This is a genomic window from Zooshikella harenae (genome assembly GCF_018837975.1).
Lineage (GTDB): Bacteria > Pseudomonadota > Gammaproteobacteria > Pseudomonadales > Zooshikellaceae > Zooshikella > Zooshikella harenae.
In genome coordinates, this window is the sequence record NZ_JAGSOY010000003.1 from 163,879 (window position 1) to 178,659 (window position 14,781).

11 protein-coding genes are annotated in these 14,781 nt (G+C 41.1%); 5 read left to right on the forward strand and 6 right to left on the reverse strand.

The genetic code is table 11. The annotated features are described in order from the left end of the window. Positions 1–8: 8 nt before the first annotated feature. The 3 genes from KCG35_RS02550 to KCG35_RS02560 all read left to right on the forward strand — a co-directional run bounded on the left by KCG35_RS02550 (position 9) and on the right by KCG35_RS02560 (position 4,634). On the forward strand, positions 9–848 hold the full coding sequence (locus tag KCG35_RS02550; RefSeq protein WP_215818094.1) for a hydrolase 2, exosortase A system-associated: 840 nt from the start codon (positions 9–11) through the stop codon (positions 846–848). After that, on the forward strand, positions 845–1,723 hold the full coding sequence (locus KCG35_RS02555) for a hydrolase 1, exosortase A system-associated (RefSeq protein WP_215818095.1): 879 nt from the start codon (positions 845–847) through the stop codon (positions 1,721–1,723). The genes KCG35_RS02550 and KCG35_RS02555 overlap by 4 nt, the downstream gene beginning before the upstream one ends. 445 nt (positions 1,724–2,168) lie before the next feature. After that, positions 2,169–4,634: a heparinase II/III family protein gene (locus tag KCG35_RS02560; RefSeq protein ID WP_215818096.1), complete on the forward strand. Its 2,466-nt coding sequence runs from the start codon at positions 2,169–2,171 to the stop codon at positions 4,632–4,634. A gap of 119 nt (positions 4,635–4,753) precedes the next feature. Here the strand turns inward: KCG35_RS02560 and KCG35_RS02565 are convergent, their stop codons facing one another. Together KCG35_RS02565 and KCG35_RS02570 are read right to left on the reverse strand one after the other, a co-directional pair. Beyond that, the gene (locus KCG35_RS02565) at positions 4,754–5,983 is read right to left on the reverse strand and encodes a pyridoxal-dependent decarboxylase, exosortase A system-associated (RefSeq protein ID WP_215818097.1); all 1,230 of its coding nucleotides are present in this window, start codon (positions 5,981–5,983) and stop codon (positions 4,754–4,756) included. Continuing rightward, complete coding sequence (locus KCG35_RS02570; RefSeq protein WP_215818098.1) at positions 5,983–7,569, reverse strand: acyl-CoA ligase (AMP-forming), exosortase A system-associated; 1,587 nt, start codon at positions 7,567–7,569, stop codon at positions 5,983–5,985. Before KCG35_RS02570 ends, KCG35_RS02565 begins: the two co-directional genes overlap by 1 nt. 197 nt (positions 7,570–7,766) lie before the next feature. On the opposite strand from KCG35_RS02570, the gene KCG35_RS02575 reads away from it, so the two are divergent. Continuing rightward, positions 7,767–8,561 (forward strand): S1 family peptidase, encoded by a 795-nt coding sequence (locus tag KCG35_RS02575; RefSeq protein ID WP_215818099.1) that lies wholly within the window; start codon positions 7,767–7,769, stop codon positions 8,559–8,561. Positions 8,562–8,568: 7 nt separating this feature from the next. Here KCG35_RS02575 and KCG35_RS02580 read toward each other — a convergent pair whose 3' ends face one another. Continuing rightward, on the reverse strand, positions 8,569–8,841 hold the full coding sequence (locus KCG35_RS02580) for a hypothetical protein (protein WP_215818100.1): 273 nt from the start codon (positions 8,839–8,841) through the stop codon (positions 8,569–8,571). Between the two features lie 394 nt (positions 8,842–9,235). Here KCG35_RS02580 and KCG35_RS02585 point away from each other — a divergent pair, with 394 nt between their 5' ends. After that, entirely contained in the window at positions 9,236–9,598 is a 363-nt protein-coding gene (locus KCG35_RS02585; RefSeq protein ID WP_215818101.1) for a hypothetical protein, read from the forward strand. Between the two features lie 154 nt (positions 9,599–9,752). Here KCG35_RS02585 and KCG35_RS02590 read toward each other — a convergent pair whose 3' ends face one another. The 3 genes from KCG35_RS02590 to gspD all read right to left on the reverse strand — a co-directional run bounded on the left by KCG35_RS02590 (position 9,753) and on the right by gspD (position 14,778). Beyond that, the gene (locus KCG35_RS02590; RefSeq protein WP_215818102.1) at positions 9,753–11,159 is read right to left on the reverse strand and encodes a TIGR03013 family XrtA/PEP-CTERM system glycosyltransferase; all 1,407 of its coding nucleotides are present in this window, start codon (positions 11,157–11,159) and stop codon (positions 9,753–9,755) included. A 232-nt stretch (positions 11,160–11,391) separates the two neighbouring features. Beyond that, entirely contained in the window at positions 11,392–12,309 is a 918-nt protein-coding gene (locus KCG35_RS02595) for a DMT family transporter (protein ID WP_215818103.1), read from the reverse strand. Positions 12,310–12,444: 135 nt separating this feature from the next. Further along, positions 12,445–14,778: a type II secretion system secretin GspD gene (gene gspD / locus KCG35_RS02600; protein ID WP_215818104.1), complete on the reverse strand. Its 2,334-nt coding sequence runs from the start codon at positions 14,776–14,778 to the stop codon at positions 12,445–12,447. Positions 14,779–14,781 lie beyond the last annotated feature (3 nt).

Below are 14,781 nucleotides of genomic sequence, written 5' to 3' on the forward strand. Positions count from 1 at the left end.
CAAGCATCATGGATATTATACCGGCATTTATTCCTGCTGAGTCAGGTGATTTATTTTCAGTATGCTACAAGCCTACAACAGTTGTTGGGCATGTTTTATGTGTTCCGCCATTTGCTGAGGAAATGAATAAATCTCGGCATATGATCTCTATGCAGGCGCGAGCATTGGCTGAGGCAGGATGGCAAGTGTTGGTATTTGACTTCCATGGATGTGGAGATAGTCAGGGACTTTTGGAAGAAGCCGACTTGTCTTTATGGCGATCGAACTTATTAGCTGCATATAATCATTTGACTCAAGGTGATACACAGCTTCCGGTTATGCTCTGGGGGCTCCGGTTAGGTGTTCCTATCGCAGTTGATTGGATGATAAAGCATGTTGAGTGCCCTGTTGCTCGATTACTTGCTTGGCAGCCTGTAACTAATGGTAAACAGTTTATGCAGCAGTTTCTTAGGCTCAGGTTGGCTGCAAGTATGGTAAGAAGTGATGCCCAGCGTCAGACCGTTCAGCAGTTAAAGGACATCATCGCTAAAGAGGGAACGTTAGAGGTCGCAGGTTATAACTTACCTGTCTCATTACTCAATGATTTGGAAGGCTTAGACTTGTCAGCACTTATACCAGGCACAGAGACAACAGTTGGTTGGATTGATGTGGTTAGGGATGAACAGGCTGATGCTGCACCAGCTACGCGTAAAGTAGTGGACATTTGGCGAAAACAAGCTATTGATATTGATTTACAGACAATGGTTTGTGAACCATTTTGGGCAACTCAAGAATTGGTTGATGTGCCTGATATTGTTGCTCTATCACTACAGTGGGTTTCGCGGGTTAAGGAGCAGGCAGTTGTATGAGTGTGAGTAGTGAAGTTCCTGTTATTTTTACCTGCCATCAACAACGCTTGATGGGGATTGTGCATAAAACAGCTGATGAACGCGTTTCACGTGGGGTTCTCATCATTGTGGGAGGACCTCAAACCCGGGTAGGAAGCCACCGGCAATTTGTGTTATTAGCACGCTATTTAGCTGCGGCGGGTATACCTGTAATGCGCTTTGATTATCGGGGTTTAGGTGATAGTGAAGGTTCACGTCCTGGCTTTGAATATATCAATGACGACATTCAAGCAGCTATCGATGTTTTCTATCAACAGGTACCCCATTTAAAGGACATTGTGCTCTGGGGGTTATGTGACGCAGCCTCTGCAGCATTGCTGTATGGTTTTCAGGATAAGCGTATTGCTGGATTAGTACTGCTTAATCCTTGGGTACGTTCTGAGGCCAGCCTGGCCAAAGTTTATGTCAAAAATTACTATTTAGCGAGATTGATAAACCCTGATCTTTGGCGAAAAGTGTTTTCAGGAAAATTTGGTTTTACACAAGCTTTCAGTGACTTGTGGGACAATGTAAAACAAGTCTTATTTCCTGAACAGTCACCCCAACCCAGCAAGCAAAAAAGTAGTGGTCATTCTGAGGCTGCAGTTGACTTTGTGACAGGAATGAGACTGGGACTTGAGCGCTTTAAAGGGGAAATCTTAATAATTCTTAGTGGTAATGATTTAACCGCTGATGAATTTCGTGAATTATTAAATGCTTCTAGCCCTTGGAAACAAGTGATTAATCAACATCACGTTGAGCGTTATGAGGTCAGTGGTGCTACCCATACTTTCTCCTCTGCTTCCTGGCGAGATGAAGTGGCTGAGAAAACACTTGCCTGGTTGAAGTCTTGGTAATGCTGGTTGAGACTTATTTTGATCAAAGGCTGATTAACCTCTTCTAACTCCTCATGCTAGCCCTTAATTCTATAAGGGTTAATATTCTATACATTACGTTTTGTGTTGATTGAGTTGGCAACTAATGTGTGTGTTTTGTCAGTTTTTTGCTTCTCTCTTTTTTGCTTTTTTGTTTTTTTGAATTAGCAGTTATAGCGTTGTAAATCTCCCTTTTAAAATAACCTACTTTGTAGCACTCATTTCATTTTGCATTGATTTTTTTAGCTGGTTGTTGTTAGGCCCTAGCAATAATAAGTCAAAGTGAAGGTATACAGAGTGTCATAGGTGTTTCACCAAAGTGAATTAAGTATGTCGTTACACTTTGAATAACTGGGTAGTGCGGTAATCCAGATTGTTTTATGAAAGGAATGTAGGGAACGACATGCTATGTATAAAAGGATAGGGAATGGCTAGTGAAAAGAAACAGCGTGCTTTGCAGGAAAAACAGCCAAGAAAGGTTGTTAGAATTAGCTTAATTTTTACCTGTTTATTAACAACATTTGCAGTTATTGCCGATCAGCTGGCAAGCCACTGGCCTTTGGAGTTTTCACCAAAAGAACTAAATAATGAGGTTGATCAGCGTAGTTTGTTGGCAGGAAATCTAGTACAGGGAAAAACAGTAACAAAACTTGATGGTAAATTAAAGCCGCAGCATCCTCGAATTTTTTTGCCTTTTTTAGCTGGCTGGGATCCTGCAACAGGCATTCACCCTACGTTAAAAACACGCTTAGCAACTTTTAAACAGCGTAAGGTATCTTCCGTTAATCCCTGTGTTTATCAACATGTTATGGCGCGTGCAGCCTGCTGGGTATTGAAGCCTACGAAGAAAAATGGTGATTTGATGGTTAAACGAATGTTTGACTTTTATCTGAAATCACCTGCCGAGAGTGGTTACTATGGTAATGCCTGGGAGTTAGCGTTTGCTTATGATCTGGCGGCTTTATATTCTGGGTTTTCTGCTAAGCAGCGACAAGAAATCCAGGCACGCCTGAAAAGAGAGCTTAAAAAATATATTCGACTGTTGGAAGGTGATGATTTATCACTCTGGCATGGAAGAGCTTCCATGGCCGCTAATGCTTTTCTGATTGCAGTGATTCTGGACTCTAATACCGATGATCATAAGGAGCTGTTGCTGCAAAGTCAGCGTCATTTTTTGGATGTTATGGCAGCACTTGAGCTTACAGAAGGGTGGCCAGAAGGGTACAGCTATTGGATAAATAACCGGGCATTGGTATTGGCTCTTGCTGCAGGGGCTTACTTGAATGGGTTGAATGATACAAAAGAAGCCGATCGAATTAAAGAGATAATGCGACGTACAGGGCACTGGCATATTTATGCAACACGACCTGACCATCGTATTGAACATGTGGGTGATGAAGGCGCGCGCGTAGATTTAAAAGATATTACCCGCCCTTATATTGATTTTGTTGCTCAATTAACAGAAGACCCCTTTTTAGCGGCTTATTCTCAGTACTTATTTCAGGCATATGGTGGTTCTAGTTATCACGATAGTTACCGTTGGGCTTTTCGTTTATTCAATGCGCCTAAATTATTAACGCGTTTTATTGATAGCCCATCGTTGATGCATGTGGGGCAGGGGTTACCACGATTTGATATTTTTGGTAAAGGTGCGTTTAACTTAGGTTACATTCGTTCAGACTGGACGAATAATGCAACCTACATCAGTTTTCGTGCAGGACATAACTTTACACATCACGGTCATTATGATGCTGGACATTTTACCTTATTTAAAGGTGAACCTTTAGCCGTAAACAGTAGTAGTTATACGCTGTTTGATAAACCAAATCGTCTAAATTATGCATTACGTACTGTAGCCAAAAATAGCTTGTTAATTTTGCGTCCTGGAGAGCATGTTCAGCCCAATAGGCTTTTCAAGGACAATATTGCAGCAGGTGGTCAACGACTGACAATGCCTACTGGGAGTGCAGTACGAAATATTAAGCATTGGTATCAGAACCTTTACCAGGGAGAGCACTGGGAAGGTGGGGTTATCTTACAGCAAGATAGCCAGTCGGATTTTGATTATGTGTTAATGGATTTGACCGCTGCGTATAACAATACGCATTTTGATGATAATGGTAAGCAGGGAAAAGTATGGCGTGTTACACGGGAGCTGTTGTATTTACGTCCTCAGGATCGCTTATTAGTCCATGATTTTATTCATGCGGTTAAAGCTGACTATCGTAAAAAATGGCTTTTACACACTCTTGTGAAGCCTGAAGTGAGTTCAGTGAAGGTGATTAAGGGAAATAAAAATGATGGCATTATGTTGAGTGATGATAGCCAGGTGTTGGTAAAAGGTAAGGACGCTCAACTAACCGTTGACCGTGTTTTTCCTGTTGATGCGAAGACAGAAGTCATTGGTGGTCTTCACTATCGGTTTTATGTTGATACAGATGGTGATGGCACTACCTATGATGGTAAAAACCAGGCTGATGGGGCTTCTGGTAAACCTTGGTTTGACCAGGCTCAGTGGAGGTTAGGATTTGTATCTTCTGGTCAGCAGCAAGTTGATCAGTTTTTAGTATCACTAACACCTCGTTTAAAACTTAAGCAAAATGATTATCCCACATTGAAACCACTGCTGGCTGTAGGCCAACAGGCAAGAGCGGTACTTTCTGGAGATCGAGCTGTGGTGTTTGTTGCGCATGAAATGGCTGATGTACTTGCAATCAAACAGGCTAGTCAGGCAAAACAGTTAATGATTGTGGGTTTGGCAATGGCGCAATCTGTTGATATTCAAGTAGGTTCAGAGAAAATAACAGTGATGGCAAATAATGCTGGTGTTGTGACAACCAAATTACCTCAGTCATCAGAAAAGATTCTGATTCTTTTCAAGAAACAGAAGTAATTAAGTTAAACAAATAGGTGCTTAGTGGACATGTCAGCACGGTCAAAGCCGTGCTGGTTTAGCGTTTTATTGTGTAGGCTAGAGTATGCGAAACCTATGTTTTTACAATACCTATGCTTTTACAATAGTAACTCTGTAACTACTGGATGACTTAAAAATTGCTGTGGGCTTGCGGTGGGGCCGTAAGCACCTGATTGGGTGATGGCTATAAAATCTCCTACTTGGGCTGCAGGAAGCATGATCTTGTCACCAAGAATATCAAGCGGGGTACACAGTGGACCAACAACTTGCACTGGCTGAAGAGTGGTGTCAGCCATTCTGTTAGCAAGATATACAGGGTAGTTTTTCCGAATAACCTGGCCAAAGTTGCCTGAGTTAGCCAAGTGGTGATGTAACCCCCCATCAACAATATAAAAAGTAGATCCTCTGGATTCTTTAATATCAATGATTCGACTGATATAAACGCCTGCTTCACCAACCAAGTAACGCCCAAGTTCAATAACAAGCTCACAGTGATTTAAGGCTTTATGGTGCTGTGTAATTAGTTTTTGTAGGTTGTCACGTATGGGGGCCAAATCAAGGCGATTTTCTCCAGGAAAATAAGGAATTCCCAAGCCACCTCCAATATTGAGAGTAGCGATGGGCGTAGGCGCAAACTGAGCCAGAGATTCAGCTAAGGCAAAAGTTTTTGTTTGAGCATCAATAATGGCTTCAGGGCGAAGATTTTGGGAGCCAGAAAAAATATGGAAACCACAAAACTGCACTGATTTAGGCCAGTTTTTCAAGATATCTGGTATTGATTCAGCATCGATTCCGAATTGTTTAGGGCCACCACTCATTTTCATACCAGACGTTTTTAACTCATAATCTGGGTTAACCCTTAAGGCAACACGAGCAGTACATTGTAGCTGCTGACTAATTTTTACAATTCGCTGTAGCTCGTTGGTCGACTCTACATTAATTAAAATGCCAGCAGCTATGGCTGACTGTAATTCATGGTCTTGTTTTCCAGGACCTGCAAAGCTGATATTTTTTGCAGACATACCACTGTTAAGTGCTGTGTGCAGTTCTAGCTTAGAGGCGACATCCAAGCCATCGACAATGCTAGCCATATGATTAACAACCGCAGGCATGGGATTAGCCTTGATTGCATAATGTAACTTTAATGGACTAGGTAAAAATGCTTTTAGCTCATTGACTCGCTTAGACAGAAGCTGACGATCATAAAGGTAGAATGGCGTACGGCCCACAATAGCCGCCACTTCTGAGATAGGACGTTGGGCAACCATCATTTCATTGTTATGTGTCGAAATGCCCCACAGTGGAGCATGTTGGGGTCTTTTATCCATCAGTCGTTAACTCCGAATAATGTTTGGAACTGACTGGTAAGTAGTTTGCGGTCAATTTTACCATTCGGATTCCTAGGAAGTGTTGCTAAGCATTGCAGCTTGAGTGGAACCATAAAACCTGGGAGTTGGGCTTTACAAGCATTGATGACTGCAGCCTCATCAATAGATGTATCAGGCTGGCTTGCAGTCACGACTAATATTATTGCCTGACCTAGTTGGGGGTGGGGAATACCTAAGGCCACAACTTCTCCTACAAGCCCTGAGGCATACACGACCTCTTCAACTTCAGAGGGGCTAACTCGATAGCCTGAGGTTTTGATCATGTCATCGTTGCGTCCAATAAAGTAGAGAAAACCATCATCATCTTTTTTCACGATGTCCCCTGACCAAACGGCTAGTTCTTCTGTGGGAATGCCTGATAGTTTTGTTGGGGATGGACGGAAACGGAGTTCTGTTTTTTCTGGATCATTCCAATACCCCATCGCAACAAGGCTGCCACGGTGAACAAGTTCACCTGGCTCATGGGGTTCACATTCTTCGCCTGCTTCATTAATAACGAGTAATTCGGCGTTGGGAATGGCTTTTCCCATAGAGGTTGGACGTTTATCCAGTTCATTTGGTGGCAAGTAACTTGAACGAAATGCTTCAGTTAAACCATACATCAAATACGGCTGGGTTTCTGGAAGCGAGCTTCTTAGTTTCGTCAACGTTGCCGTTGGCATAGCACCACCAGAGTTTGTGATGTAACGTAAAGTCTCTTTTGCTTCATCTGGCCACTCAAGTTCAGCAAGTTGAACCCATAGTGGTGGAACTGCAGCTAAGCCAGTAATTTGGTAGCGTTGAACAGCTCGAATGACATCTTTAGGTAGCAGGTAGTCCATGAGATAACAACTGGCACCACGACAAAATGCAGTGGTGATTTGGCTTAGTCCGTAGTCAAAACTCATGGGTAATACAGCTAATAAACGGTCTTTAGTGGTATTTTGTAAATATTGAGCAACACTGTGGGCACCTGTCACCATATTACGATGAGAAAGTACGACACCTTTAGGGCGACCAGTGCTTCCTGATGTATATAAAATAGCCGCCATGTCAGTATCTATGGTCGCTGTAGTGATGAGTCTTGGGCTTGTATTAAGCCATTGCTGCCAACTGATGACAGTGCAGGATAAATGGTGCTCCTCAGGAACTTCATCAATACACACTACTAGGCGTAAATCATGGCAATGATGAAGTTCATCCATCAACTGCTGTAAACGTGCGCGTTGGGTAATGAGCACTCTTACATTACAATCTTGTAGTATGTATTTTACCTGAGCGGGTTTGAGGATGGGATTGATGGGTACAAATGTACCTCCAGCCATAGAGCAGCCAAAAAAGGTAAAAACAGCTTCAGGAAGTTTGGGCAAGTAAATAGCAACACGCTCAAATCGTCGGAGATCTGCTTGATGTAATGCAGTTGCAGTGAGTTGAACGGCTGTCTCTAATGTTTTGTAGGTTATTGTTTGTGTTTTAAATCCCAAAGCGACATGATCAGGGTGTTGTGTTGCAGCGTGTTGATAGAGTTCGTGAAGTAGTTGCGTCATTAGCAGTTGCTCATCCTTAAGTAATCAGTTTAAGGTAGGTGCTTTGAGTTTCATGGTTAATAAATGGCTTTAGCGGCTTTATACTTTTGAGTGGTAAGCTTGCGATAAATATTGTGTTTCCATTACATGGGAGCCTATGTTAAATCACTTGCTTTGGGTATAAGCATAGCTAATTAGAGCACTTGGTTGGTTATAAAATGAATGGAATCTTTTTGCAATTACAGCGAACCGCTTTTGTGGTGTTAGCCTATTTTCTGTTGGGGATAAGCCAACTAAGTTATGGTGCACACTTTCCTGATGTGGTTGCCAAGGTTAAACCATCGATAGTCGGTGTTGGAACCTATAATGTCACAGCATCACCTGCAGCACAGTTAATTGCTACAGGTTTTGTTGTCCATGATGGTTATCATGTTGTCACAAATGCGCATGCTATTCCTGAAATATACTCTGCTAAGTATCAAGGTAAGCGCAAGTTGGTTATCTTTGTTGGGCAGGGGCGTCGCCCAGAGCTGCGTGAAGCTCGTGTTTTACAAAAAGATACTGATCATGATTTGGTACTATTGAGAATTAAAGGCGCTCGTTTGCCTGCATTAACGTTAGGCCAAGCTAAACAGGCAAGGGAAGGGGAGTCCATAGCATTCACAGGATATCCTATTGGTGCTGTGCTAGGTTTATATCCTGTCACTCATCAAGGCATTATTTCCAGTGTGACGCCAATTGTAATACCTGCAGCTAATGCAAGACAGTTGGATATTCAGCAGATAAAGCGTTTAAGGCATCCTTATAATGTATTGCAGTTGGATGCGACTGCTTATCCAGGAAATAGCGGGAGTCCAGTTTATTTAAGACAAAGCGGGAAAGTTGTAGGCGTAATTAATAAGGTATTTGTGAAAGAAACAAAAGAGTCAGTTTTACAAAAACCGAGTGGGATTACCTATGCTATTCCTGTCAACCATGTTAAAAATTTAATATCAAAGTTAACAAAGAAATAGCATATTATTAAAATGGTGTGCGTCGGTCAGCCTGAGAGCGGCGCTCTCCTGTCACCACAATACCACTTGAGTCTCTGAAAGGAAAAAACACAGACTGTGTATTTGTTCGACGATCACCTGCTTGCTGTCTTTTTGTAAAAGCTTGCTCCATTTTCCCTGGAGGTGGTGTGTTGTCCGATACCTGTTTAGAGACGTACTGTCTTGCAGCTGCTGCAAAAATGTAGGTTAGTAAAATACCTACAAATATAAAACCTAATAAGTAAAACCATACATGTGCCATTTTAAACTCCCTTATTAACAGATCAATAAGGTGATAGTGTTTAAATACTAAGCAAATGATAGGCCGCTTTTTTTAACCAACTGAATAAAAAAGATTATTCTTATTTGTTTGAAGTAGTTGTAGTATTACTGTAATAATTTCTGACGTTTGTTTTAAAGGTATGTCTTGGTGAAGGCTAGGTTTTGGTACAATTCTTTCAGGAATTTTTGAGTGAGTTTCAATTATCTTCTATTAAAATATGGCATATGAACTATGCTGCTAGTGGTAATTTTTTGAGTAAGGCATTTTTAATGCTGAAGATAAACTAGAATTTTTTATCTTTATTTTCAACTTGTGAGTAACAAGTGTAAAAAATAATCAAATTCTTTAGGTGTTTGATGAATCAGAGGATGTTATGTCTGGTTGGATAGGAGTTGATCTTGACGGTACATTAGCACGTTATGATCACTGGAGAGGACCCGAACATATTGGTGAACCTATAAAGCCAATGTTAGAGAGAGTGAGAAGTTGGCTGATGCAAGGACAAGAGGTTCGTATTTTTACAGCAAGAGCCTCAATTCCAGAGTATATACCTTTTGTTGAGCGTTGGTTGGAAAAAAATGGGCTTACCGGGCTAGAAATAACGAATGTAAAAGACTTTAGAATGATTGAGTTATGGGATGATCGATGTATACAGGTTGTGACTAATAAAGGCAAGCCTATTCGAACGAAAGGTCCATGGATGAATGGATTAAGAAGATTTTTCGTAAAGTTGTAAGCCAGATCAACAATACTGAGGTTACAGATAGTTTATTGGACGCTATGCAGCTTATTTATATTTAAAAAAAGAAAAGGGCCTGTAATATCAACCCTTTTTATATGTTTGTGATAATTTCTTATGATGCTGTTTAATGGTAAATATATTACAACAGTTAGCGTGCGCCTTTACCAAATAAAATCACTTCTACTGTTTGGATAAGGATTAAAATATCCAAAAACAAACTGTGGTTTTTTACATAGTAAAGGTCATATTGTAACTTATGTAGAGCATCTTTATCGGATGCCCCATAGGGATAACACAACTGAGCCCAGCCTGCGATACCTGGTTTGATGCGGTGGCGTTCATTATAGTAAGGAATCTTGTCAGTTAATTGGCTGACAAATTCAGGCCTTTCAGGTCTAGGTCCAACAAACCCCATATCTCCTCTTAAGACATTAAAGATTTGGGGTAGCTCGTCAACTCGATATTTGCGAATAATTTTGCCTACGCGAGTGACTCGTGGATCATTTTGTTGGGCCCACTGTGGTTTTCCTTTTTTCTCCGCATCTACGCGCATACTTCTGAATTTAAGTACGTTAAATGTATTACCGTTTAGTCCGACGCGCTTTTGTTTATACATGAGAGGTACTTTGAACCCCTCTTCTAACCAGATGGCTAGGATGGTGATTGCAATGAATGGCCAAGCAAAGGCTAAAAGCGTTAGGCTAGCAAGGATATCAAATGCGCGTTCGGAATATACGCGTAAGTTACTTTGACCAAAACCATCGGAAAAAATAATCCAGCTTGGGTGTAGTAAATCAAGCTCTATTTTGCCTGTTTCTCGTTCAAAAAAAGTTAAAACATCAACAACATCAATGCCACTTAGCTTACAGTCAAGTAATTCGTTGATTGGAAAGTTTCGGCGTCGATCATCAACAGCAACTACTATTTCATCAATATTGTGAGTATTAGCAAACTCTACAAGTGATTGTTCAGTGTTCAATATAAAGTCTGGATTTACAACATCTTCTTCGTCAGCAATATGCATATAGCCAACTATATTGAAGCCTCTCCGGTCTGTTCTTCTGCGTAACCGTTGAGCAATATTATTGGCGCGATGCCCTGCACCAAGTACTAATACCTGTCGCTTTAAAATATTTTCATCCACTAATCGGGTAAAGAAAAAGCGAGTAACACCAATAGCAACAAATGTGAAAAGAACGGTGAGAATGAAGACACCACGCCCTATTAAAAGGGTAGGAAATAAGAAGAAGCATAGTGACAAGATAATACTGCCGAAAATAAAGCTTATTGCTGCTCTGATGAGCATTCCTGTAAAGCCTTCTCTAAGCCTTGCTTGATAAAGCCCCATAGCAATCATGCTGATAATGAAAACTGCACCTAGTAATATGGCTCTGAATAATAGTGGGCTAGTAGGCTCTGTATGAATGGGATCAAAGGTCCCAAACCTAAAGTAGGTGCCAAGGTATGTTGCAAGTACAAAAAGGCATAGCTCAAATATACCTAAGAGGAGGTAGGGGACTCGCACATGATGTTTGAAAATACGAATACTGCTCACCGAAACTCCCTTTTATTACACATGGTAGTTATCTTAACTTTGTTATAAATAAAGGCTTTTTATAACAAAAGCCTTTATTAACTTAACCAAAATTTATTGCAAATTCCCGCAAACTTGAGCTGAGTTATACAGCGATAAAAAGAAAGCGAGAATTTAATAGATAGTTAAGAAAAAATCAGTTAACAAATTCAATATTTTTAAATCCTTTTGTCACTTAAGCATTAAAAATAAGCTAACTGGGGCTTACTTCAACTTCTTCTATAGCGGCTGAAGGCGCAAACTGGCTAACAAGTAGGCCTGAAAATACGAGAAGTACAGCCATAAGTTGTTGGTGTGTTAACTGCTCTCCAAGAATTATAAAAGCCAATAATATAGTAAATACTGGAATTAGGTTAACAAATACTGATGCTTGTGTTGCAGAAACATAGCTTAGTGAAATGTTGTAGAGTCCGTAAGCACCCAGCGTCACGACAACCCCCAAGTAGACAATGGCAAGGGTAGGTGCATATGGAAACTCAGTTGGTAATTCAGTTAAAAACAGGGCAGGGGAGAAAAACAAGGTCCCAATAAATGCCTGTGTTGCTGTTAAGAATAAGGCTGAGTATCGTGAACTCAATTTCTTTACGACTAAGGTATAGCCTGTTGCGCAAATCATCGCAAGGAATTCAAAAAAGTTTCCCAAAAGAGGATTTGGTGCATCTACAGATGACTTACCTGAAACACTTAACCAACAGGCACCCATAAGCGCGATCACTAACCCTATACCAACTTGCTTATTAATTTTTTCCTTCAAAAAAAAGGCTGCAGCGATAGCGATAAGAAGAGGAAGTAGTGCTGTGATCATTCCTGCTGCAGAGGCTGTAGTATTTTGTAACGCATAAGTCTCACAAAGAAAATATAAGCAAGGCTCAAATAACCCCATGAGCACTAAGTACTTCCAGTCACCTTTTTGATACTGATAACGATTGGAATATTTCCATATAAACAAAAAGCACAAGCTGGCAATCAGCATACGAACGAAAATCACAAGTAGGGGAGGATAAGAGGTAAAGGCGATCTTGAGAGCGACAAAAGAGCTACCCCATAAAAACATCGCACAAACCAATAATATACTAGCCAGTAGGTTTGGCCTTAAACTCCAGTTGCGCATTGACACTTCAACCTTATATTAATGGAGCTACTTGCATTATTAGAGGCGGTTAGTATAGCTGAAGTGAATTAGTGTGATAAGAGCACCAACAGAGAATACTGTTGGTGCATTATGGTAGCTGAATACTGTGTAAGATTAGTTACGAATATCCAAGCAGCCTTGTTTAGCGGCTTGTAATTGCTTGCACAAGGATTGAGCCTGGTGACGGTCATTAAGTCCGCTAAAGACAACGCGGTAATAAACACCTTTGCTGCCCATATTTGACTCTTTCACTTCAGGTGTCAGGTTGCCCAGCAGTTGAGAATGCTGGGATTGGATTTTGTTTGCAGCTTGTTGGGCTGCAGCAGAAGAGCGGTAAGAGGCTAACTGAATCCCCCAACCTGGACCACCAGTGGCAACAGGTGCATTGCCTTGAGTTTGAGCAGAAGGACTACCACGACGTGCTGCTGGTGCGGGTTCTTGCCAAATTGTTGGCTTATTACTTGAGCTGTTTTTACGCTTTTGAGGCGAATCAAACAAGCCGCTAGCATTTTGTGGAAGCACTCGGTCAAGATTAAATTTCTCTGACTTTTTATCAAGCTTATTGCGAACCATTTTAATTGAAGAAAACTTGTCATCTGTAAGCGCTGCATTTTCTTGTTCATTTAGCACAATAGAAGTCTTTATAAAGACCATCAGGTTTCTTTTAGTATGCGTATCAGCATCGTTCTCAAAAAGCCGCCCTAAAAGAGGAACAGAGCTAAGAAAAGGAACAGCACTTTCAGACTGATTTACATCATCTTGAACTAATCCTCCAAGTACAATAGTTTCATTATTGTTAACTTGGATTGTACTTTTTATAGTTCGCTTATTGGTAACCAAACCATCAACACCACTTTCTGAGCTTGGTACCACAGCAGAAATTTCTTGATCGACTTCTAAGCGAAGTGTTTCACCTTCGTTGATGTGAGGTGTAACTTTTAAACGAACACCAACATCTTTTCGTTCTGTGGTAGTAAAGGGATTGCTGGAGCCTGAGGAGTCTGTAGTATAAGAGCCTGTTTCAAAGGGGACTTCCTGACCTACCAGGATTTCAGCTTCCTCATTATCTAGCGTCATAATGCTGGGAGTTGATAGTAAGTTACTATTAGCTGTAGTGGTTAGTGCATTAACAAGAACACCAAAGTTAGAGTTACGAAGCGCAATACTACCAATGTTTATTTTGCTGTTATCAAAAATAGCTCCAGTAATTGAGCTTTTTGCACCGTCTGTTCCTGATGAGGTTTTTGTTCCATCTATTCCCCACTGAATGCCAAGTGCTTCATTGATGCTGCCTGATACTTCAACAATCGCTGCTTCAATTAGTACTTGAGCACGTCTCACATCAAGTTTGCGTACGATATTTTCAATCTCACGAACAAGTTCTGGGGATGCAGCAATAATCAGTGCGTTGTTGTCGATATCAGCTTTGACAGCAACTTGTTTAGACTCTTTGCTATCTTTGCCTCCGGCAATACTTCCACTTAGTGATTTAGTTAAGTCTGCAAGAGTTTCTGCCAGCTTTTCTGCATCAGCATGACGTAGGTGAATTACACGTGTTAACGAAGTCGCTTCAGAGGCTATATCCATGGCTTTAGCCAGGCGGCGTACTTGTTGACGAAACTGGGACTTACCAGTAACTAAAAGGCGGTTGGTGCGTTCGTCAGCGATAAGCTCTCCACTAAGCTTACGATTTTGTTGTTTGCCAAGTAAGCTTTCTTTGATGACTTTAACCAAGTCGCCAACCCAGGCATTTTCAAGTTTTATGATGTCAAAGTTAGTGCTTTCTGCCATATCCATTTCACGGATAAGTTTGGCTAGCCTCTTTACATTGCTGACATGGTCACTAATGATTATGGAGTTACTGGAAGCAATTGCTGCAGCGTGGCCATATTGAGGAATTAAAGGACGAATTACAGGGATTAACTCAACGGCAGATAGATTTACCAACTCCACTACGCGAGTGATCATTGTGCCTGAGTTAGGTTTAGTGTTGGGAGCGAACTCAGGAGCATCACTTTTAGCACGGTTGATAGGAACAATGTTCAGGGTTTTACCCTGAGGAACTGCAGTAAAACCATTGGCCTGTAATACGGACAGGAATACATCGTAAATTTCGTCTCTGGATAATGGAGTTGATGAAACTACGGTTACGTTGTTCATACTTTTTATTCGGGGGTCTATGATGATGGTTTGTCCCGTTATTGAGGCAACCTGAGCAATGAACTCACGAATATCTGCATTTTTCTGGTTTATGGTCCACTTTTTCTCTGTTTCAGCGCTTTCTTCTGCATAGCTGTGTATTGGCATTGATGCACAAAAACAGAGTAAAGAGGTATTAATTATAAGCCGGGTGAAGCGGCCAAGTTTAGTTTTTGGGTGTTGGTAAGGCATGAGTGTTTTCCAAAAGTCCCGACACTTTTCCTCGTTCTTGACAGTAAAAGGTTGCATGCT

Coding starts and splice junctions, on each gene's coding strand:
- KCG35_RS02550 (WP_215818094.1), top strand. CDS start 9: ATGGATATTATACCGGCATTTATTCCTGCTGAGTCAGGTGATTTATTT.
- KCG35_RS02555 (WP_215818095.1), top strand. CDS start 845: ATGAGTGTGAGTAGTGAAGTTCCTGTTATTTTTACCTGCCATCAACAA.
- KCG35_RS02560 (WP_215818096.1), top strand. CDS start 2,169: ATGGCTAGTGAAAAGAAACAGCGTGCTTTGCAGGAAAAACAGCCAAGA.
- KCG35_RS02565 (WP_215818097.1), bottom strand. CDS start 5,983: ATGGATAAAAGACCCCAACATGCTCCACTGTGGGGCATTTCGACACAT.
- KCG35_RS02570 (WP_215818098.1), bottom strand. CDS start 7,569: ATGACGCAACTACTTCACGAACTCTATCAACACGCTGCAACACAACAC.
- KCG35_RS02575 (WP_215818099.1), top strand. CDS start 7,767: ATGAATGGAATCTTTTTGCAATTACAGCGAACCGCTTTTGTGGTGTTA.
- KCG35_RS02580 (WP_215818100.1), bottom strand. CDS start 8,841: ATGGCACATGTATGGTTTTACTTATTAGGTTTTATATTTGTAGGTATT.
- KCG35_RS02585 (WP_215818101.1), top strand. CDS start 9,236: ATGTCTGGTTGGATAGGAGTTGATCTTGACGGTACATTAGCACGTTAT.
- KCG35_RS02595 (WP_215818103.1), bottom strand. CDS start 12,309: ATGCGCAACTGGAGTTTAAGGCCAAACCTACTGGCTAGTATATTATTG.
- gspD (WP_215818104.1), bottom strand. CDS start 14,778: ATGCAACCTTTTACTGTCAAGAACGAGGAAAAGTGTCGGGACTTTTGG.